At 59.0% G+C, this 19179-nt stretch carries 17 protein-coding genes; 9 read left to right on the plus strand and 8 right to left on the minus strand.

Annotated features, from left to right (window positions below; all coding sequences use genetic code 11):
- From BM069_RS04425 to BM069_RS04435, 3 genes are all read right to left on the minus strand, one after another.
- Positions 1-1470 carry a M20/M25/M40 family metallo-hydrolase gene (locus BM069_RS04425; protein ID WP_093320715.1) on the minus strand — a complete coding sequence of 490 codons (1470 nt, stop codon included), beginning with the start codon at positions 1468-1470 and terminating at the stop codon, positions 1-3.
- Positions 1471-1551: 81 nt separating this feature from the next.
- Positions 1552-2682 (minus strand): cytochrome-c peroxidase, encoded by a 1131-nt coding sequence (locus tag BM069_RS04430; protein ID WP_093320717.1) that lies wholly within the window; start codon positions 2680-2682, stop codon positions 1552-1554.
- 117 nt (positions 2683-2799) lie between these two features.
- Positions 2800-3381, minus strand: a complete 582-nt coding sequence (locus BM069_RS04435; RefSeq protein WP_093320719.1) for a lytic transglycosylase domain-containing protein — start codon at positions 3379-3381, stop codon at positions 2800-2802.
- Between the two features lie 210 nt (positions 3382-3591).
- Here BM069_RS04435 and ssb point away from each other — a divergent pair, with 210 nt between their 5' ends.
- The 3 genes from ssb (at position 3592) to BM069_RS04450 (ending at position 7327) form a co-directional block, all read left to right on the plus strand.
- Entirely contained in the window at positions 3592-4125 is a 534-nt protein-coding gene (gene ssb / locus BM069_RS04440; RefSeq protein WP_093320721.1) for a single-stranded DNA-binding protein, read from the plus strand.
- Positions 4126-4241: 116 nt separating this feature from the next.
- On the plus strand, positions 4242-5486 hold the full coding sequence (pepT, locus tag BM069_RS04445) for a peptidase T (protein WP_093320725.1): 1245 nt from the start codon (positions 4242-4244) through the stop codon (positions 5484-5486).
- Positions 5487-5617: 131 nt separating this feature from the next.
- Complete coding sequence (locus BM069_RS04450; RefSeq protein ID WP_093320727.1) at positions 5618-7327, plus strand: fasciclin domain-containing protein; 1710 nt, start codon at positions 5618-5620, stop codon at positions 7325-7327.
- 57 nt (positions 7328-7384) lie between these two features.
- On the opposite strand, the gene aroB is transcribed toward BM069_RS04450, so the two are convergent.
- On the minus strand, positions 7385-8497 hold the full coding sequence (gene aroB / locus BM069_RS04455; protein ID WP_093320729.1) for a 3-dehydroquinate synthase: 1113 nt from the start codon (positions 8495-8497) through the stop codon (positions 7385-7387).
- Between the two features lie 3 nt (positions 8498-8500).
- Entirely contained in the window at positions 8501-9046 is a 546-nt protein-coding gene (locus BM069_RS04460) for a shikimate kinase (RefSeq protein ID WP_093320732.1), read from the minus strand.
- A 117-nt stretch (positions 9047-9163) separates the two neighbouring features.
- Here BM069_RS04460 and BM069_RS19765 point away from each other — a divergent pair, with 117 nt between their 5' ends.
- Genes BM069_RS19765 through BM069_RS04470 form a run of 3 tightly spaced genes read left to right on the plus strand, consistent with a single transcriptional unit; the run spans position 9164 to position 11785 of the window.
- On the plus strand, positions 9164-9313 hold the full coding sequence (locus BM069_RS19765; RefSeq protein WP_170846674.1) for a hypothetical protein: 150 nt from the start codon (positions 9164-9166) through the stop codon (positions 9311-9313).
- 13 nt (positions 9314-9326) lie between these two features.
- A complete protein-coding gene (locus tag BM069_RS04465; protein WP_244503526.1) occupies positions 9327-10841 on the plus strand; it encodes a hypothetical protein in 1515 nt (504 codons plus the stop codon).
- Between the two features lie 5 nt (positions 10842-10846).
- Positions 10847-11785 carry a site-specific tyrosine recombinase XerD gene (locus tag BM069_RS04470; protein WP_093320737.1) on the plus strand — a complete coding sequence of 313 codons (939 nt, stop codon included), beginning with the start codon at positions 10847-10849 and terminating at the stop codon, positions 11783-11785.
- Here BM069_RS04470 and BM069_RS04475 read toward each other — a convergent pair.
- A complete protein-coding gene (locus tag BM069_RS04475; protein ID WP_093320740.1) occupies positions 11752-12570 on the minus strand; it encodes a metallophosphoesterase family protein in 819 nt (272 codons plus the stop codon). The genes BM069_RS04470 and BM069_RS04475 overlap by 34 nt on opposite strands.
- A gap of 121 nt (positions 12571-12691) precedes the next feature.
- On the opposite strand from BM069_RS04475, the gene BM069_RS04480 reads away from it, so the two are divergent.
- The 3 genes from BM069_RS04480 to eno all read left to right on the plus strand — a co-directional run bounded on the left by BM069_RS04480 (position 12692) and on the right by eno (position 16480).
- On the plus strand, positions 12692-14008 hold the full coding sequence (locus BM069_RS04480; RefSeq protein WP_093320742.1) for an HlyC/CorC family transporter: 1317 nt from the start codon (positions 12692-12694) through the stop codon (positions 14006-14008).
- A gap of 185 nt (positions 14009-14193) precedes the next feature.
- The gene (locus BM069_RS04485; protein WP_093320745.1) at positions 14194-15075 is read left to right on the plus strand and encodes a DMT family transporter; all 882 of its coding nucleotides are present in this window, start codon (positions 14194-14196) and stop codon (positions 15073-15075) included.
- Positions 15076-15205: 130 nt separating this feature from the next.
- The gene (gene eno, locus BM069_RS04490; protein ID WP_093321348.1) at positions 15206-16480 is read left to right on the plus strand and encodes a phosphopyruvate hydratase; all 1275 of its coding nucleotides are present in this window, start codon (positions 15206-15208) and stop codon (positions 16478-16480) included.
- 70 nt (positions 16481-16550) lie between these two features.
- On the opposite strand, the gene BM069_RS04495 is transcribed toward eno, so the two are convergent.
- Both BM069_RS04495 and BM069_RS04500 read right to left on the minus strand, forming a co-directional pair.
- Positions 16551-17747 carry a carbohydrate porin gene (locus BM069_RS04495; protein ID WP_093320747.1) on the minus strand — a complete coding sequence of 399 codons (1197 nt, stop codon included), beginning with the start codon at positions 17745-17747 and terminating at the stop codon, positions 16551-16553.
- Between the two features lie 4 nt (positions 17748-17751).
- Positions 17752-19134: an amidohydrolase family protein gene (locus BM069_RS04500; RefSeq protein WP_093320750.1), complete on the minus strand. Its 1383-nt coding sequence runs from the start codon at positions 19132-19134 to the stop codon at positions 17752-17754.
- Positions 19135-19179: the final 45 nt, after the last annotated feature.

Raw genomic sequence — 19179 nt, forward strand, 5'->3', positions numbered from 1 at the left:
TCAGCCGTCGACGCCCATCATGATCTGTGCGTAAAACTGCACCGCACGTTCCAGATCGGCAATCGACACCCTCTCGTTGATGCCATGGATGCGCGACAGGTCATCAGGACCAAAGGTCATCGGATTGAACCTGTAACTGTCGTCCGAAATCTTGGAGAAATGTTTGCTGTCCGTGCCGGCAACAGTTAGCCCCGGCACAAGGATCACATCGCCAAACGCACCCAAAGTGGCCTGTGCAAGTAATTGAAATCCTTCACTTTCCGAGCTTGACACAGGGCTAGGCAAGGTCGGCTCGCCACGTACAGATACCTCGACGTCCGGATCATCAATGACGCTTTCCACATGTGCGATCACGCTTTCCACTGTGTCTCGCGGATGTATGCGGAAATTGACCACCGCAACGGCCTCGGTCGGCAATACATTTTCGGTCAAAGACGCTTGCAACATGGTTGGCGCTGTTGTTGTGCGCATCATCGCATTGGTCGGGCCTGAGCCCGACAAGACGCCCTCCAGCACCGGCCGGAACAGCCACTGGTTTGCGAACAAAACACGCTGCACCATGCCAAACTCCGGCGCCACAGCATCGAAGAACTCCGCTGTGGCGTCGGTCAATCCACCTGGCACCGGATTGGCCATCAACCGCTCCACGGCCACCGCAAGCGAGCCCACAGCCGTTTCACTTGGCGGCAAGGACGAATGCCCGCCCGTCGCCTTGGCCGTGATGTTGAGCGTCACATAGCCTTTTTCTGCCACGTTGATCGACGCCACTGGAGCGGGCAATCCCGGCAGCACATCATCCAGTACCATAGAGCCTTCGTCCAGCGACCACGCCATCTGCACACCACGCGATCCCAGCAGTTCCACCGCCGCGCCTGCGCCATTCGCACCGCCAATTTCCTCGTCATGACCAAAGATGAAATAGATGGTGCGCTCGGGCTGGAACCCTTCCGCAATCAGCATCTCTGCCGCTTCCAAAAGGCCAATCACGCCGATCTTGTCATCAATCGTGCCGCGCCCCCAGACGAATTCCGCATCCGTTTCGCCGGCAAAAGGCGCGTGGGTCCAACGCTCCCGCTCGGCCTCGGGTGCCGGCACAACGTCATAGTGGCCGGTCATCAACACCGGTTGGGCATCGGCATTCTTTCCGGTCCACTTATAGATCGGCGTCAGGTTTGCCATTTCCCGATCCATAGTGGAGTGAACGGCCGGATATGTGGTTTCGATCCACTCAAGAAACCCGCGAAATTGCCCCTCTGCCAAGGGATCGACAAGGTGCTGCGCCACGGTTTCATATGTCACAGCCTCGGCCATATTGGCCACGATACGGTCCACATCGACCGTGACCGGCGTCATCGCCGCAGCATCCGCTGGCGCATAGTCCGGCGCTTTATAAAGTGCTGTTTTCACAGCAATAACAAGGATCAACGCCGCAAGCGCCAAGCCCAGAATTTTTAGAATTCGTAGAGTCATCCGTCCCTCTCCCCAGAGCGATTTTCGTCACCATAAAGGGAGAGAACACCTCAAGGCAAAGACGCCCCGACGTCACCCGCCTTATTGAAGAAGGTGCTCATAGCGCGCATCCGTTAGTGTTTTCATAAACGCCACCAACGCATCGATCCGCTTGTCATCCAGCGCCGGCCCTTCGGTCAGCTCTTCGACCGAAAGTGAATGCATGACTTCAGGTACCCGCCATTTCGCTCCAGTCTCAGGATTGATCTGTCGCTTTTCGTCCTTGGAGTTGTACTTGTTATAAAACAGCACAACAGTACGCAGGTCCTCAAAAACCCCGTTGTGCATATAGGGCCCTGTGACGGCCACATTGCGCAGCGTCGGCGTACGGAACTTGCCCATATGTTTGGTTTTTTTGACTTCAGGATTGCTCAACAACCCCTTGTCAATGCTGCCTTTTGCGCCACTCACTTCCCGCGCTACTACATTCACCGGCACCCCGATATTATGGTACTCATAGTTGGTGAAAGTCTCTTTCTGGTGCGTCTGGCTCGACCGCAATTGATGGCACTCCGCACAGTTGGTGAACTGCTCGGAGAAGAACAACACGCGGCCCAGTTCTTCTTCCTTGGTGAATTCCACTTCCCCCCGCAAATAGCGATCATACTTGCTGTCAAATGGCGCGAACACGTCGGTGCGCTCAAAGGCAGCAATGGCCTGAGTCATCGCCGAGTAGCCCGCCTCTGCATCCTCAAGCACACCAGGCGCAAACAACGCCTCCATGCTGATCACATAGTCCGGGTTTTCCTTCAGTCGCGCGACAACCGCAGGCTTGTCGGCCATGCCCATCTCGACAGGGTTCAACGGCGGCCCTCCCGCCTGATCCTCAAGCGTGTTGGCCCGCCCGTCCCAGAACAGTCCCCCAGCCGCATCGCCATCCCATTCAAGGTCAAACTCCGGCACAAAGGCCGCATAACTCGCCGTCGGCGTGTTGCGATCACCCAGCGAAACTCCATCGTCGCCCAAAGACACCGCGCGCCCCGCGTCCGTTTCGCGCGGATCAACAAAAGCCATCTCGGGATCATGGCATGTCGCGCAGGATTGCGTCCTGTTCAACGACAGGTTTTCATCGTGAAACAGCGCTTCTCCGAGAGTTTCCAAACTGTTGTAAGATTCTGCAATCGCCATCGGAGCAAAAAGAGAGAGCGAAATTGCCGTGCGGATCAGGGACATAAACAGCAGCCTTCGATAGAATTTGGACCATGACCTACGTCACAATCGCATCGCGCGTATTTGAGCGACATCAATAACCGACAAAAACTATCTGGAAAAGGGCGGATTGCACAACCGCTAGCCGCCGATGATCACACGCACATAATTCTGGGTTTCCTTATACGGCGGCACACCACCGTATTTTGCGACCGCTTCCGGTCCGGCATTATAGGCTGCCAACGCAAGTCGCCATGAACCAAAACGTACGTATTGCGTCTTAAGATAACGCGCGCCGCCCTCAAGGTTCTGCTGTGGATCGAGCGGGTCCACGCGCAACGCCCGAGCCGTATCAGGCATCAACTGAGCCAGACCCAGAGCGCCCTTGTGCGACTTCGCAGTCGCGTTCCAATTGCTCTCCTGTTTCACAAGCTTGAGAAACAAGTCCACCGGCACGCCATGCAACAACGCCGCCTCTCGGGCCATCGCGAGGAAAGGTCCGTTGTAGGTGTCGCGGTAACTGCCATCGCCCCATTTTGACGGCGTATAAATCGGCTGCGGCTTCAACCGCACAGACCCGCGGTATTGCTCGCTAGCGCGGCCATCAAGAACTTTGGTCTGGTTTTTGAAAATGCGGGATTTGGATTTAGAGGAAACAGTCTGCGCCGCTACCGGCCCACTGGCCAGAACCGCAATCACCGCTACACAAATAACCCTGCGCATTACCATGCCCACAACTGCCCCGTTCTCGGTTGCGCAATTAGTAACGCACTCCAACCTCAAGATCAATTCTGATGCCGCGCACGCAGTCGGTAGGCATTTTAATCAATCTTTCCGTAACCAATGCCATGCAAGAATCGGCTTTCCATCCCCCTGTACCAATGGTGTAAGGTGGCCCGAACCAGACAACAGATTCCACGGGAGACAAGGCGCATGGCCGGCTCAGTTAACAAGGTTATTATCATCGGCAATCTGGGGCGCGACCCCGAGGTGCGCACCTTCCAGAACGGCGGCAAGGTCTGCAACCTACGCATCGCCACCTCCGAGACTTGGAAAGACCGCAACACCGGTGAACGCAAAGAGCGCACTGAATGGCACTCCGTGGCTATCTTTCAGGAAGGCCTCGTGCGCATCGCTGAGCAGTACCTGCGCAAGGGCTCCAAAGTATATGTCGAAGGCAAACTGCAAACCCGCAAGTGGCAGGACCAGTCCGGTCAGGACCGCTACTCCACCGAAGTGGTGTTGCAAGGTTTTGACGGCGTTCTGACCATGCTCGACGGCCGCTCCGGCGGCGGTGACGGCGGCGGCTTTGGTGGCGGCGGTCAAGGTGGCGGTGGCTACGGCGGCGGTTACGACCAAGGTGGCGGCGGCTACGATCAGGGCGGCGGCGGCAACTTCGGTGGCGGTCAACAAGGCGGCGGCGGCGGTGCCCCGTCCCGCGATCTGGACGACGAAATCCCGTTCTGAACCAACGCACAGGACGATCCAAAGGCCGCGCTTCGTCGCGGCCTTTTTCTTTGGCCTTCCCCCCACCTGACCAACCCGCTACACCTTACCTGAACACCTATTCAGAGGGACGCGGCATGACCAATCCAGATCAATTCAACACATCCCTGCAAGAGCGCCTCATGGCGTACTGCGCGATCGACAGCCAAAGCGATGAGCATTCCCCGACGAGTCCCTCCACCGCAATTCAGTTCGACATGCAACGCCACCTGATGGCCGAGCTGGAAAAGATCGGCGCCTCTGACATTCAGCTCACCGACTATGGCGCGTTGCTCGCAACCGTGCCCGCCACAGACGACAGCGCACCAACCATTGGTTTTTGCGCCCATGTGGACACGGCACCACAATTCAACGCCACAGGTGTCAAACCGCGTCTGCATCCCGCGTACGACGGCTCTGACATCACCTATCCCGACAATCCCGACCTGATCCTGAATCCTCAGACGTCCGCCTATCTGGGCGAACGCGTGGGCGACGACATCATCACCGCCTCCGGCCTGACCCTTTTGGGGGCTGACGACAAAGCAGGCGTCGCGATCATCATGACCATGGCCGAGTATTTGCTCAAAACTCCTGGGCTCACCCACGGCAAAGTGCGTCTGGCCTTCACACCGGACGAGGAAATCGGGCGCGGCGTGGATGAACAACTGCCTGCGGATTTTGGCGTTGATTTCGCCTACACGCTGGACGGGGCCAAACGCGGCACAATGGAGTTTGAAACCTTCTCCGCAGACGGCGCAATTGTGACCGTCACCGGTGTCTCCACGCACCCGGGATATGCCAAGGACAAGCTGGTGAATGCGCTGCACGTCGCGGCCGCCATCACATCGGCGCTCGACGTGGACGGCACCACGCCGGAAACCACCAGCGGCAAAGAAGGCTTCACCCACATCTATGCGCAAGACGGCGGCAGCTCTGAAACCACCCTGCGTTTCATCATTCGTGCCTTTGAGATGGCCGATCTGGAAGCCCAGACTGCCCGCCTAAAAACTGCCTGCGCCAAAGCCGAGGCCGACTTCCCCGGCGCAAAAGTCACCTGCGAGATCTCCAAACAATACCGCAACATGCGCTATTGGCTGGAAAAAGACATGACACCTGTGGAACTCGCCCAAGACGCCATGCGCGCCCTCGGGATGGACCCCGAATGCGCTGCAATCCGCGGCGGCACAGACGGCTCGCGCCTGACCGAAATGGGCGTGCCTTGCCCCAACCTTTTCACCGGCATGATGGAAATCCACGGGCCTCTGGAATGGATCTCGGTGCAAGACATGGCGCTAGCGACTCAAACAGTTTTGACAATTGTCGATCGCGCCGCGCGCTAACTATTGGTGAAGCGGCGTGGCCAACTGGCCCCGCGCCGCTCACGCTTCCCCACGTTTTTGTGACCTGACGTCAACAAACCGCACCCCGCTGCGGCGCGTAGTCGATCCATTGCAAAACCAGGGAGATAACAATGCCTTCTAACCAGCAGATTTCCGACTACGGCTCGGGCACAGCACCGACACCATCATCGGCCACGCAATCCATTGCGTCCATCGCGGCTTCCAATGGCAACTTTGACATTCTCGTCGCGGCGCTCGACGCCGCAGGCCTTGTCGACACCTTCGCCAATCCCGGCGACTTCACGGTCTTCGCCCCCACCGACGAAGCCTTCACCATTCTGGCGCAGGACACCTTTGGCATCGACACCACCGGCCTGACCGAGGGCGAAATTGCGGTTGAACTGGTCACTTTGCTGGGCGTTGAAACTCTGACAGACGTGTTGTTTTACCACGTTCAGGCAGGGTCCAGTTCGTTGTCTGACATTCAGTCGACCGGCAGCGTCACCACCCTTCTGGGCGGCACGACTTTCGGCGTGGACGGCGACACACTGAATGACGCAGACCCTGACGTCGAGGATCCGGAATTCGTGGCCGGCCTGACCGATATTGCAGCCACCAACGGGGTAATCCATGTGATCGATCGCGTGCTTCTGCCGATCAATGTCGCCGAAGTCACGCCGCAGCCCACCATCGCTGACATCGCCGGGTCAAATCCGGCGTTCGAGGCCCTGACCGGCGCGCTGGCGGCCACTGGCTTGCTCTCCCTCTTTGAGGATCCAAACAACGACTTCACAGTATTTGCACCCACTGATGATGCCTTCCGAGCATTGGCCGAGGAACTGGGCATCGACACCACGGGCGTTGCCGACGCCGAACTGCCGTCCGCTCTTGTCGGGGCCCTTGGCATCGATCTCGTGCGCAATGTGCTGCTGTATCATGTGCAAGCAGGCGGGCAGTCGCTCGCGGAATTGCAGGAGGCCGGCCTGATCACGACCGCACTCGAAGGCGGAAATCTCGTCGTCGTGGGCAACACGGTGGTCGACGCCGACCCCGATCGTCCGAACCCAAATTTTGTAAGCGGTCTGACCGACATCGAAGCGCGCAACGGCGAAATTCAGGTGATCGACAGCGTACTACTGCCAATCGACGTCGGCAGCGTGACGCCTCAGTTCCTTTTTGGCGGGTTTGGTCAAGACGTCCAAATCGGCTCCGCTGCGCGTGACGTGCTGTTTGGCTTCTTTGGTGATGACATACAGATCGGCGGCGATGGAAGCGACCGCATGTTCGGCAGCCTTGGCGAAGATACGATGTTTGGCGGCAACGGCAACGACGTGATGCGCGGCGGCGTTGGCGATGACGACATGAACGGCGGCAACGGCAATGACCGCATGTTCGGCAGTTGGGGCGACGACTTGATGTCCGGCAACGACGGCAATGATCGCATGTTCGGCGGCAGCGGCAACGACACCATGGAAGGTGGCGAAGGCAATGACATCATCCTCGGCAACCGAGGCGCGGATCACTTAAGCGGTGGCGAAGGCGACGATCACATCCGCGGCGGACATGGCCGCGACGTGATTGACGGTGGCGAGGGCAACGACGAACTCATGGGCGGCGGTGGCGCCGACCAGTTTGTTTTCACCACGCTGTCGGGGGATGACACGATTCTCGACTGGCGCTGGAACGATACCATCGTTCTGGACAGCAGCGATTTCGCCAACTTCGCCGCCGTGCAGGCCGCAACCACCATCGAGGACGGCGAAATCACAATTGCAGGTGCCGACGGCACCATCACATTCCACGGCACCTCGATCAACGAGGGCGACTTCGTCTTCGTGTAATCACATCAAACGACAGAGTTCCGAGGCGCCGGCTACCCAGCTGGCGCCTCATGTATGTCACCGCCGTGACAGCTCTTCAGCCAGCAAATCCCGCACCACATCGCGCGGCACATCGGCGGTGACGAATGCCTGCCCAATCCCACACGCCAGAATAAAGCGCAGCTGGCCGTCCACCACTTTTTTGTCCTGCCCCATAAGCTCAAGCAAGGCATCCGCATCTGGCAGATCACCCTCAATGTCGCGCAAATCCACTTTCATGCCCATGTCGCTCAGATGCTGGCGCACTCGGCTCGGCTCTTCTTGCGAACACAGCCCCAGCCGCGCGCTCAACTCAAACGCCAAAGCGCAGCCGACAGCCACGCCTTCGCCATGCAGCAACCGATCGCCATAGCCCGTTGCCGCCTCCAGCGCGTGACAGAAAGTGTGACCAAGGTTCAAAAGCGCCCGATCCCCCTGTTCGGTCTCATCGCGCATCACAATCTCGGCCTTCATTTCGCAAGAGCGCTTCACCGCCGCGATCCGTGCCGTCATATCGCCCCGCGCCAACGCAGGCCCTTGTGTTTCAAGCCAGTCAAAAAACGCGCTGTCGCCCAGCAATCCGTATTTGACCACCTCGCCATAACCAGCCAGAAAATCGCGCGGCGTCATCGTGCCCAGCACATCCACGTCCGCCAGCACCAGTTTGGGTTGGTGAAATGCGCCAACAAGGTTCTTGCCAGCCGGCGAATTGATCCCTGTCTTACCACCGACCGAACTGTCGACTTGCGCCAACAGGCTTGTCGGGATCTGCACAAAGCCCACGCCACGGCGCAAAACAGCCGCCGCAAATCCCGTCAGATCACCAATCACACCGCCACCAAAGGCCACAACAAGGTCGTTGCGCTCGACCTTTTGGGCCAAAAGCCATTCAACGGTTTCCTGCAAATAATGCCAGCACTTCGTGCTTTCACCAGCCGGCAAGACCATCGCCTGCATCGCAATGCCCTCGGCCTCCAGCCCTGCCCGCAATGTTTCCAGATGCAGCTTCGCGACATTTTCATCCGTCACGACACAAACTTGCTTACGTCCAAGCATCGGGCCGATCAGCGCACCACTTTGCGCCAACAACCCCGGACCGATGTGAATGTCATAGGCCCGATCCCCAAGCCCCACGTGCACCGTTTCCATCATCGTTTAGTTCTCCGTCAGCACGTCGTCACGATCCGCCATTGCGCGGATCACGCGATCAGCCATCTCTTCAATGCTCAAGCCCGCATCCGCCTTAACAGGCAAGTCCGCCTGACTGTAAAACGGCACCCGTTTGGCAAAAATCTCTTCCAGTGTGCGGCGCGGGTTCGGAGTGCGTAGCAACGGGCGGGTGTCTTTGTGACGCACCCGCGACCACAGCAGTTCAACATCCGCATCAAGCCAGACCGCCACGCCTTTGTCGGCAATCATGCGACGGTTTTCCTCTGACAAATACGCTCCGCCGCCGGTCGACAGGATACAGCGTTCATCCTCCAGAAGGCGCTCAATCACCTGAGTTTCCTTGCGCCGGAAAAACGGCTCACCGTCCCGTTCGAAAATTTCGGCGATGCTCATATTGGCCGCTTTTTCGATCTCTGCATCAGAATCGATAAACGGCACCCCCAACTTGGCGGCGACGGCACGGCCCACGGCGGTTTTTCCGGCCCCCATCATGCCCACCATCACAACGGTTTTCTTCAAATCAAAGGTCATCACACGTCCGGATCGGCCAAGGTTCGCCAAAATTAACACCTCGGCATTGAATGACGTGATCTTGCTGGAAATGCCAGTTATAACTTTCGTAAAACAGGCAGGAAATTGGGGAGTTTCATGGGCAAACTAGTACGAGCATTGGCGATTCTGTTGCTGCTGGCCATTATTGGCCTTGTGGCCTACGCGTATTTCGGGCCATTTTTCGGGGCAGATTTTTCTGCACCCCAGACTGAAATCCGTATTCCTGTCGAGCTGAATGGTTCCTGAGTTTCGCAAATTTTTGGCTTCAACCGCTGTCTGCGCGGTGCTGGTTGCCCCCGCCTCGGCGCAGGTTGGGGCGTCCGATGCGCCCTTGTCAGCGATCGAATGGCTGAAACAGCAGCCGACCGTGACCTTGGACATGGGGCTGACACCCACAGAGCCTGACCCCGACTTTGGCGCGGAAACACCCCTGATCACCGTTTCTCCGCTCGGCGAAAAAACACTGGATGCCGTGGGCCTTTTGCCACCGCATGTGACCGGCCTGCCGACCACCCTCTGGACCAAGTCCGAGGCCAACAGACTCTCCGCACTGATCGACGACCAGCGCCCCGAGGTTCTGCCCGCGATGCAGGCCCTTTTGTACACCCTCTTGCTGGCCGAAGCCGATCCGCCCCGCGATGCCGGAACTCAAAATGCTGCGCTTCTGGCACGCATCGACAAATTGGTCGAATTGGGCGCACTGGAACAGGCTGGCGCCCTAATCGAACGCGCGGGCGCAACGACACCGGCCCTGTTTCAACGTTGGTTTGATGTCACGCTTCTGATGGGAGAAGAAGACCTCGCCTGCGACGCCCTGATGCAAGCCCCGCATCTGGCACCGGACTACCCTGCCCGCATTTTCTGCACCGCGCGTGCCGGCGACTGGCGCGCTGCCGCCCTGACGCTGGACTCGGCCAAGGCACTGGGCCTGATCTCCGAAGAAATGGACTCTCTGCTCCTGCGTTTCCTTGATCCGGAGCTGTTTGAGGGCGAGCCCATGCTGACCGTGCCGGGTCCGATGACACCGCTCAAATTCCGGCTCTATGAGGCCATTGGCGAAGGGCAAACCTCTGCAAGCCTGCCGCGTCCCTACGCCCACGCCGACCTGCGCGACACCGCCGGCTGGAAGGCGCAACTGGAAGCCGCCGAGCGCCTTGCGCGCACCGCCGCGCTGCATGAAAACCGTCTGCTCGGCGTCTATACCGAACGAAAACCAGCCGCATCCGGCATGATCTGGGACCGTGTTGCAGCTTTGCAGGCATTTGATCACGCCATGACCGCAGGCGACACCCGCAGCGTCGCAGACTCCCTGCCCTCCGCATGGGCCGCCATGCAGCAGGCAAATCTCGAGGTGGCCTTTGCCCGCCTTTATGGTGCGGATCTTTTGCAATTGCCGCTGCAAGGCACCACCGGTCGTCTGGCGCGCGACATCGCCCTACTTTCATCTGACTATGAACGTGCCGCACAGGCCGGACCGCGTGATTTCCTCGCCGGTCTCGCGCGCGGCACCCCGCCCCGCACCCCCATCGATCCGCTCCACCGTGCCATCGCCGACGCGTTTCACGGCGCCGGAGTTCCGCAGGACCTCTCAACCATGCTGGCCCGCGGGCAATTGGGCGAAGTGATCCTGTCGGCCATGTCTCTGATGGATTCAGGCGCCGCAGGCGATTTGCAGGCCCTGACAGAAGCGCTCTCCACGCTGCGGGCCGTGGGTCTGGAAGACACCGCCCGCCGCGCGGCCTTGCAGGTGGCCTTGCTTGACACGCGGGGCTAGCAGCCATGACCGATCTTCGCTGGATTGCCACATTCCTTGACGCACAGGCCGCCGAAATGGGGGCCGCGAAAAATACCCAAGAGGCCTACGCCCGCGATCTGCGCGACTTTGCCCACTGGCTGACCACCCAAAACAGCAGCCTCGCCACCGCAGATCAGGACAAGGTCGAAAAATACCTGATCTACTGCGACGCGCAGGGGCTCGCCCAATCCACTCGCGGGCGCAAACTATCATCCATCAAACAGCTCTATCGCTTTGCCTTTGAAGAAGGCTGGCGCACCGACAATCCGGCGATCCGCATCAAAGGCCCCGGTCGCGCAAAACGTCTTCCAAAAACGCTTGACGTGAGCGAGGTCGACCGCCTGCTTCAGGCTGCGCGCGAAACCGGTCGCTCCCGCGAAGACAAACTGCGCAACACCTGCCTGATGGAATTGCTCTACGCCACCGGCATGCGCGTCACGGAACTGGTCAGCCTTCCCGTCAGCGCCGCCCGAGGTGATCCGCAAATGCTGCTTGTGATGGGCAAAGGCAGCAAAGAACGCATGGTGCCGCTCTCGCCGGATGCCCGCGAGGCGCTTCAGGTCTGGCTTACTGTGCGGGACACCATGGAAGAGAGCGCCTCCGCCAAAGGCCAGCCGCCGTCACGATTTCTCTTTCCCTCCCGTGGAAAACTCGGCCACCTGACACGCCACTGGTTTTATCAGTTGATCAAAGACCTGGCAGTGACCGCCGGCGTCAGCCCCGCCAAAGTCACGCCCCACACCCTGCGGCACGCTTTTGCGACACACCTCTTGGCCAACGGCGCCGATCTGCGTTCCATCCAGACATTGCTGGGCCACGCAGATGTCGCCACAACCGAAATTTACACGCATGTTCTGGACGAACGTCTGCGTGAGCTGGTGACAGAACATCATCCGCTGGCCAAGGGCCCCAAGTGCAACTGATCGGGCAACACATCTTCTGAGGGCCAGCGTCCTGACAAAAGGGCGCGGTCATACCCCTGACGCAACCCCGCCTTCTGCATATCTGCAAAGGCCGCCTCCGCGTCATAACGCAAAGACAACAACGCCACGCCACGCTCAGACAACACCGCAAAGGCCGTGTCTTGCGTGCCATCATGAGGCGGCATGCCGATCACGCCTGCATTGATCCAGCGAACGCCTGCGACCTCACGCTCAAAGGCAAGTCCGCTGTGTCCTGCCACCACGATGTCCACATCGCCCACTTCTGCACGCAACAAGGCAACTTCTTCCCCGAACGCGGCCTCATCAGACACCGACCACAGGAACCGCGCGATATCTGTGACCCCGCCGTGGATCACCGCCACCCGCCTGTCAGTGTGGTTGAACACCACCACATCAGGCAAGTCGGCCATCCAGGCCCGATCCTCTGTGCCGATGGCCTGATCCGCATGTGCATACCAACCGGCCGACAGCAGATCACACGTGGTTCCCGCCTCAAAACCGCACCCGCAATCCATCGCGCCTGCCGCCAGCTGCCGCTCACAGTTTCCCGCCACCACCGCGATGCCGCTTGCCCGCACCAAGGCGACAGTCTCGGCGGGCTTGGCGCAATAGGCCACCACATCGCCCGTGCAAATCACATTTTCCGCCGCAACGCCCCGCGCTGCGGCCTCGATGAACACCGCCTCTGTGGCCTGCAAGTTGGAATACGGCCCACCGAACAAAAGCACGTCACCGCGCAGATTTCCCAAGTCTTCAATCTTCATGCCAAATGCCTAGCCCGACACCCTTCCAAAAGGAATTCACAAAACCGCCAAGCAACATCCTGCGCAATTCGCAGCCATTTCCCTTGATCCCGCGCCCCGCCACTCCCATAACAGCTTTGCTATGACTGACACCATTTCGACCGCCGCGTCCCTCGACACCGCCTTTTGGATCAGCGCCAGCGTGATCCTGGGCCTGCTGTTGCTATCCGCCTTCTTCTCCGGCTCTGAAACCGCGCTGACCGCCGCGTCGCGCGGCAAACTGCGCACACAGGCCGACAAAGGCTCCAGGGGCGCGCAACGCGCTCTCGCCGTAACCGAAGACAGCGAACGTCTGATCGGCTCGGTGCTGCTGGGCAACAACCTCGTCAACATTCTTGCCACCTCTCTCGCCACCGCCCTGTTTACCAAGGCCTTTGGCGAAGGCGGCGTTGCATTGGCGACTTTGGTGATGACCCTGCTGGTGCTGATCTTTGCCGAGGTGCTGCCCAAGACCTATGCCATCACCCGCCCCGAAGGCGCGGCGGCCTTTGTCGCCGCCCCGATCAGCGTCATCGTCACGATCTTTGCTCCGATTGTGTCCGCTGTGCGTTTTTTCGTACGCGGCGTGCTGCGCGTCTTTGGCGTGCAGATCGACCCTGACAGCCACATCCTTGCCGTGCGCGAGGAAATCGCCGGAGCAATCCAGCTTGGCCACTCCGAAGGCATCGTGGAAAAAGAAGACCGCGACCGCATTCTCGGGGCTTTGGATCTGTCTGATCGCACCGTCGAAGAAATCATGCTGCATCGCTCCGGCATCCAGATGATCAATGCCGACGACAACCCGCGTGACATCCTGAACCAGTGTCTGGAAAGCAATCACACGCGCCTGCCTGTGTTCAAGGACGATCCCGAAAACATCGTCGGCGTTGTGCATGCCAAAGACCTCTTCCGCGCCATCACCGGCCGCGTCTCAGGCCCTGACGGCGGGCCTGAAAGCCTGTTGTCTCTGGACATCACCGAAGTCGCAAACGAGCCCTACTTCATTCCCGAGACCACATCTCTGGACGACCAGATGCGCCAATTCCTGCGCCGCCGCAGCCACTTTGCTCTGGTGGTCGACGAATACGGATCGCTTCAGGGGCTGATCACGCTAGAGGACATCCTCGAGGAAATTGTTGGCGAAATCACCGACGAGTTTGACGAAGACACCGACCACCCGATCCGCAAATCGGAGGACGGCCAGTTCCTGATCGAGGGCGCGATGACCATCCGTGATCTCAACCGCGCAACCGACTGGAACCTGCCCGACGAAGAGGCCAACACCGTCGCCGGTCTCGTGATCCACGAAGCGCAGATGATCCCGACAGTGGGACAGGTGTTTTCTTTCCACGGCTTCCGTTTTGAAGTCACCGCGCGAGAAGCCAACCGCATCACGGCGCTCAAAATCCGCCCGCTCTAAAGACGGGCGGCAAACCAATGTCTACGGCGCAGTTGCGGTCGCGGTCCTCCCACCCCGCTCCTGCCCAACAAACCGTGATGCTTGGCGTCACAAATATTCTTGCTCGGCCGCCGCAATCGTACTTGCTCCTTTCGCTGAATTGCTGCCATCACTTGCTGGTTTGAAACGCGCACTCCGGATCTCCCATGCAAAACGTCAAAGGCATTCTTCTGATTGTGGCCGCCATGCTCGGCTTCTCGCTCGAAGACATGTTTATCAAATCGCTCTCTGCGACCTTGCCCACGGGGCAGATCCTGATGTCTCTGGGGCTCGGTTCAGTGGGCATTTTTGTGCTTTTGGCACGGCTTCAGGGCCACCGGATTTTCACCGCCGCCGGATGGTCGCCCATGATGATCTTGCGCGCCAGCTGCGAAGCCGTCGGTGCGATGATGTTTGCCACCGCTCTGGCCCGCGTCGACATTTCAACCGTTGCCGCTGTTTTTCAGACCCTGCCATTGGTGATCACCATGGGCGCGGCGCTCTTTTTGGGGGAACAGGTCGGCTGGCGGCGCTGGAGCGCGATTGCCACCGGTTTTGCCGGTGTCCTCTTGATCATCCGCCCCGGATTGGATGCCTTTGACCCCAACACTCTTCTTGTTCTCGGCTCGGTCTTTGCCATTGCGTTGCGCGACCTTCTCACCCGCCGCATCGACGTGGCGGTCTCCTCCTATGTGGTCTCGCTGCAAGGCTTCCTGTCGCTGATCCCCGCGGGGGCTTTGATGGTCGCCATGGGAAGCACCGGATACCAAAGCCTGCAAACACCGGAACTCTCCATGTTGGCTGGCGCCATCCTTTTTGGCACCACCGCCTATCTCGGCATCGTGACCGCCATGCGCATCGGCGAAGCCTCCGTCGTGGCACCGTTCCGATACTCCCGGCTGGTCTTTTCAATGGCCCTGGGCATGCTGGTCTTCGGGGAAAAGCCGGACCTGCCCACTCTTGCCGGCGCCGCGCTGATCATCGCGTCAGGACTCTATACTTTTGTACGCGAACAACGTTTGGCCCGCGCCGCCACCGCGGGCAATTGAGCCATCCTGTCACTGTTAGCCCTAACCTGCCGCAAAAACCGCCGTTAGCGCTACCAGATACCGTTTACTTTTGATCTCTCCCTGCTATGACTGCGCCAACAAAATTGGCCAGTTCAGGGAACTCCTCATCATGAGCACCATCATTGACATTTTCGCCCGCGAAATCCTCGACAGCCGCGGTAACCCGACCGTCGAAGTCGACGTAACGCTGGAAGACGGCACCGTGGGCCGCGCCGCTGTGCCGTCCGGCGCCTCCACCGGCGCGCACGAAGCCGTTGAGAAACGCGACGGCGACAAAGACCGCTACATGGGCAAAGGCGTTCTGGAAGCGGTCAACGCTGTGAACGGTGAAATCGCAGAAGAACTTGTGGGTATGGACGTCACCGAACAGGTCGCGCTGGATCAGGCCATGATCGAACTGGACGGCACCCCGAACAAAAGCCGCCTTGGCGCCAACGCTATCCTCGGCGTTTCTCTGGCTGCTGCCAAAGCCGCCGCTGACTACACCACACAGCCGCTGTTCCGCTACGTGGGCGGCACCTCGGCGCGTGTTCTGCCGGTTCCGATGATGAACATCATCAACGGTGGTGAGCATGCCGACAACCCAATCGACATTCAGGAATTCATGATCATGCCGGTCTCTGCGGACAACATCCGCGAAGCCATCCGCATGGGCGCCGAAGTCTTCCACACCCTGAAAAAAGAACTCTCTGCCGCAGGCTACAACACCGGTATCGGTGACGAGGGCGGCTTTGCTCCGGCGCTGGAAAGCACCCGCAAGGCGCTGGACTTCGTGATGACCTCCATCGAAAAAGCCGGCTACAAACCAGGCGAGGATATCTACCTCGCGCTCGATTGCGCCTCCTCCGAGTACTACAAGGACGGCAAATACGAGATGGTGGGCGAAGGCAAATCCCTGACGTCTGCTGAAAACGCGCAGTACCTCGCCGACCTCTGCAAAGACTACCCGATCATCTCGATCGAAGACGGCATGGACGAAGACGACTGGGACGGCTGGAAAGCCCTGACCGACCTGATCGGTGACAAAATACAGCTGGTGGGTGACGACCTCTTCGTGACCAACCCGACCCGTCTGGCGGACGGCATTGCACAAGGCGTAGCCAACTCCATGCTGGTCAAAGTGAACCAGATCGGTTCGCTGACCGAAACGCTGAAGGCTGTCGATATGGCCCACCGCGCGCGCTACACCAACGTGATGAGCCACCGCTCCGGCGAAACCGAGGACGCCACCATCGCCGACCTCGCGGTTGCCACCAACTGCGGCCAGATCAAAACCGGCTCCCTGTCCCGCTCGGACCGGCTGGCAAAATACAACCAGCTGATCCGCATCGAGGAAATCCTCGGCGAGACCGCCGAATATGCGGGCCGCTCGATCCTCAAGTGAGCTGAGCCACCGACAAACACAAAAGCCCCGCTATCCGGCGGGGCTTTTTTGTCTCGCGGGAAACCCCGAGCTAGAAAACCAGACGCGTTCGCAAACCAAATAGGGTGATCACGTCATCGGTCGCCCCGGGCAACAGCGGATTGGAAATCACCTGAATCGACGGCGTAATCTGCAATCCCGGTGAAATCGAGAACCGGTAGAACGCTTCCGCGGTGATCTGCCCGGCGCTCGACTCAGCAGCCTCGGCCCAATTTAGGCCAAACCCGGCGGCATCTGTGTTGCGCCCGTAATAGGCCACCCCGGCCGAGACCGATTTCTTATACAACGCTGCCGTGCCCTGACTGACCCCAGCCCGCACAAACGGCAGCCATTTGTTGTTCACAAACCAAGCCGCCGAAAACGCGCCCCCCCAATCTTCGGCCCGACCAAGCGCCGCGGACCCATCCGCGTGCCAAAGGGTGATATGCACGTTGTCAAAATAGATGCGATCCATGCCGGACGTGTAGCCAATCTCGAGGCTTTTGAAGAGATTACCGTTGTCAAACACGTCAAAGTCCGGACTTGTCGGATCCGCATCTGCATCCGCAAGACTGCCAACCATATAGAAGTTGTCGCTCAGGCGCAGCCCGCCGGCGATCCCCAAACCCTGATTGGGCGTGTTGATCGTCGGGTTGGTGTTAAACGCCAGGTTCTGGAACCCCGAATAAGGGCTCACTGCCCCATAAAGATCGACGAAATCCGTCACATCCAGATGCCCGAACTGCAAGGTCCACGCGCCGTTCGCGGCCCGTTGCGTCCAAAACAGGTTGGTCAGCATGGTGCCGTTGTCGTTAAAGGCGGTTCCCGTGATTGACAGCGCACCGCCGTCCAATCCCAGAAATTGCGGCGCGACACTGCCATAGCTGTGACGATTTTCGACCTTGAACGTCAAGCTGCCGCGATCGGTGGCCTGCCAACTGCCGTAAATGCGCGCAATGCCCCCTCCGGCCTCACCCGCTCCGACACTGGCGTCCGACCATTGACCAAGGCTCAGGTAATCAAAGTTGAATTTGACACCCTGCTCCGCCAAGCCGTCCTTCCAAGCAAACCACTGTGGAGCGACATTTCGCGGAAAATCAGAGCGGAACTGCGGGTCGGTCAACCCATCTCCGGGCATCAAATCCGCCGCCACAGAGGACGGGCCTGACAACCCCTGCGTTTGCGCAACAGCCCAGATCGGCGACCAAAGTGTCACGATCCCTGCCAGAAGTGTAAACAAACTCCGCATGACGTCAGTTCAGGGTGTTTTTGTAGATCACACCATCTTTCATGATTATGCGAAGGGTCTCAGGGCTCTCAGGACGCGGTTCCGCGCCAAACCACTTGTCGCCGGTTCCAACCACGGAAAAATCTTCCAACGGGTTGCCATCCATCAACAGGATGTCCGCATATGCCCCTTCCTCGATCACGCCCAACTTGCCCTCGATATAGGGGTTCATGAAATCACCTGACAGGCCGACCAACGCTCCGCCGGTCGAGGTCATCGTGACCAAAGAGGTGTAGGCGCCGAAGAAATCGTTGTTCAGCTTCTTTTCATAGGCAATCTGGATATTGCAGGCCTCGACTGAGCCGACGCAATCGGTTTGAAAGGCGCGTTTAACCGGGCATTCCTTCATGTTGGGGATGTAGTTGGCAAAAGTGGCAGACGCCGATTTCGCTTTGGCAAGGCTTGCGGGCACATTGGCCACCGCCGGAATGTCCAACAGGCCGGGGTCAAAGGCGGTCAGATTGGTTGTGATAAACGCGCCCTTCTCCTTCATCAGTTCGGCAATCTCGCAATCAAAAGAAAACCCGTGCTCAATCGACATCACGCCAGCTTCCAGCGCGCCCATGATCGCCTCCTTGCGATAGGAATGCGCCATCACATAGCTTCCGTATTCGTTGGCAACTTGCACCGCGGCTTTGATCTCTTCCGGCGAGCCCGCCAGCAACTGCCACGGGTCAAAGGCCGACACCACGCCACCTGATTGCATGTACTTTAGTTGCGTCGCCCCCATGCGGAAGTTATTGCGCCCATATTTCTGAACGTCGCCGGGATTGTCCGCTTCACGGGCCATATTTAGCCGGCTCATATTGGTCTCGGTCCCCGGAGGCGCGGTGAAATTGGCAAAATCCGAGTGACCACCCCGCGTTCCGATAAAGGCGGCGGAGGGATAGTAGCGCGGGCCAACGATTTGGCCTGAATCGATGGCACGCCGCAGCCCGCCATTACCGCCGCCTGCATCCCTGACTGTCGTGAAACCCTGCATCAGGTACATTTCAGCCATCTTGGTTCCGTGAATGGCAAAATCTTCCCATGTGGTGTTCGCTTCCATTGACGGAAGGCTCGGCCCCATCAGCATCAGATGCGCGTGTGCTTCAACAAATCCGGGCGTCAACGTCCGCCCACCTCCGTCGATCACTGTGGCGTTTGGCGCATCGATCGCGTCTTGGCTGACCGTCTTGATCAAATTGCCTTCAACCAGCACAGAGGCGTTTTCCAAACGGGCCTCATTCACGCCATCAAAGACATGCACATTGGTAAACAGTGTTTGGGGGGGGGGCTCTTCGGCCAGAACTGCACCACCAAAAAAGCAGGCCGCCACAGACGCATAGAGAGTTGTCACACTACGCATTACAATCTCCTTTTGAAATATTTAGGCTATCCTCGGCTGTAACAT

Origin of the sequence: Shimia haliotis (assembly GCF_900114415.1) — a bacterium.
Classification (GTDB): domain Bacteria; phylum Pseudomonadota; class Alphaproteobacteria; order Rhodobacterales; family Rhodobacteraceae; genus Shimia; species Shimia haliotis.

Coding starts and splice junctions, on each gene's coding strand:
- BM069_RS04425 (WP_093320715.1), bottom strand. CDS start 1,470: ATGACTCTACGAATTCTAAAAATTCTGGGCTTGGCGCTTGCGGCGTTG.
- BM069_RS04430 (WP_093320717.1), bottom strand. CDS start 2,682: ATGTCCCTGATCCGCACGGCAATTTCGCTCTCTCTTTTTGCTCCGATG.
- BM069_RS04435 (WP_093320719.1), bottom strand. CDS start 3,381: ATGCGCAGGGTTATTTGTGTAGCGGTGATTGCGGTTCTGGCCAGTGGG.
- ssb (WP_093320721.1), top strand. CDS start 3,592: ATGGCCGGCTCAGTTAACAAGGTTATTATCATCGGCAATCTGGGGCGC.
- pepT (WP_093320725.1), top strand. CDS start 4,242: ATGACCAATCCAGATCAATTCAACACATCCCTGCAAGAGCGCCTCATG.
- BM069_RS04450 (WP_093320727.1), top strand. CDS start 5,618: ATGCCTTCTAACCAGCAGATTTCCGACTACGGCTCGGGCACAGCACCG.
- aroB (WP_093320729.1), bottom strand. CDS start 8,497: ATGATGGAAACGGTGCACGTGGGGCTTGGGGATCGGGCCTATGACATT.
- BM069_RS04460 (WP_093320732.1), bottom strand. CDS start 9,046: ATGACCTTTGATTTGAAGAAAACCGTTGTGATGGTGGGCATGATGGGG.
- BM069_RS19765 (WP_170846674.1), top strand. CDS start 9,164: ATGGGCAAACTAGTACGAGCATTGGCGATTCTGTTGCTGCTGGCCATT.
- BM069_RS04470 (WP_093320737.1), top strand. CDS start 10,847: ATGACCGATCTTCGCTGGATTGCCACATTCCTTGACGCACAGGCCGCC.
- BM069_RS04475 (WP_093320740.1), bottom strand. CDS start 12,570: ATGAAGATTGAAGACTTGGGAAATCTGCGCGGTGACGTGCTTTTGTTC.
- BM069_RS04480 (WP_093320742.1), top strand. CDS start 12,692: ATGACTGACACCATTTCGACCGCCGCGTCCCTCGACACCGCCTTTTGG.
- BM069_RS04485 (WP_093320745.1), top strand. CDS start 14,194: ATGCAAAACGTCAAAGGCATTCTTCTGATTGTGGCCGCCATGCTCGGC.
- eno (WP_093321348.1), top strand. CDS start 15,206: ATGAGCACCATCATTGACATTTTCGCCCGCGAAATCCTCGACAGCCGC.
- BM069_RS04495 (WP_093320747.1), bottom strand. CDS start 17,747: ATGCGGAGTTTGTTTACACTTCTGGCAGGGATCGTGACACTTTGGTCG.
- BM069_RS04500 (WP_093320750.1), bottom strand. CDS start 19,134: ATGCGTAGTGTGACAACTCTCTATGCGTCTGTGGCGGCCTGCTTTTTT.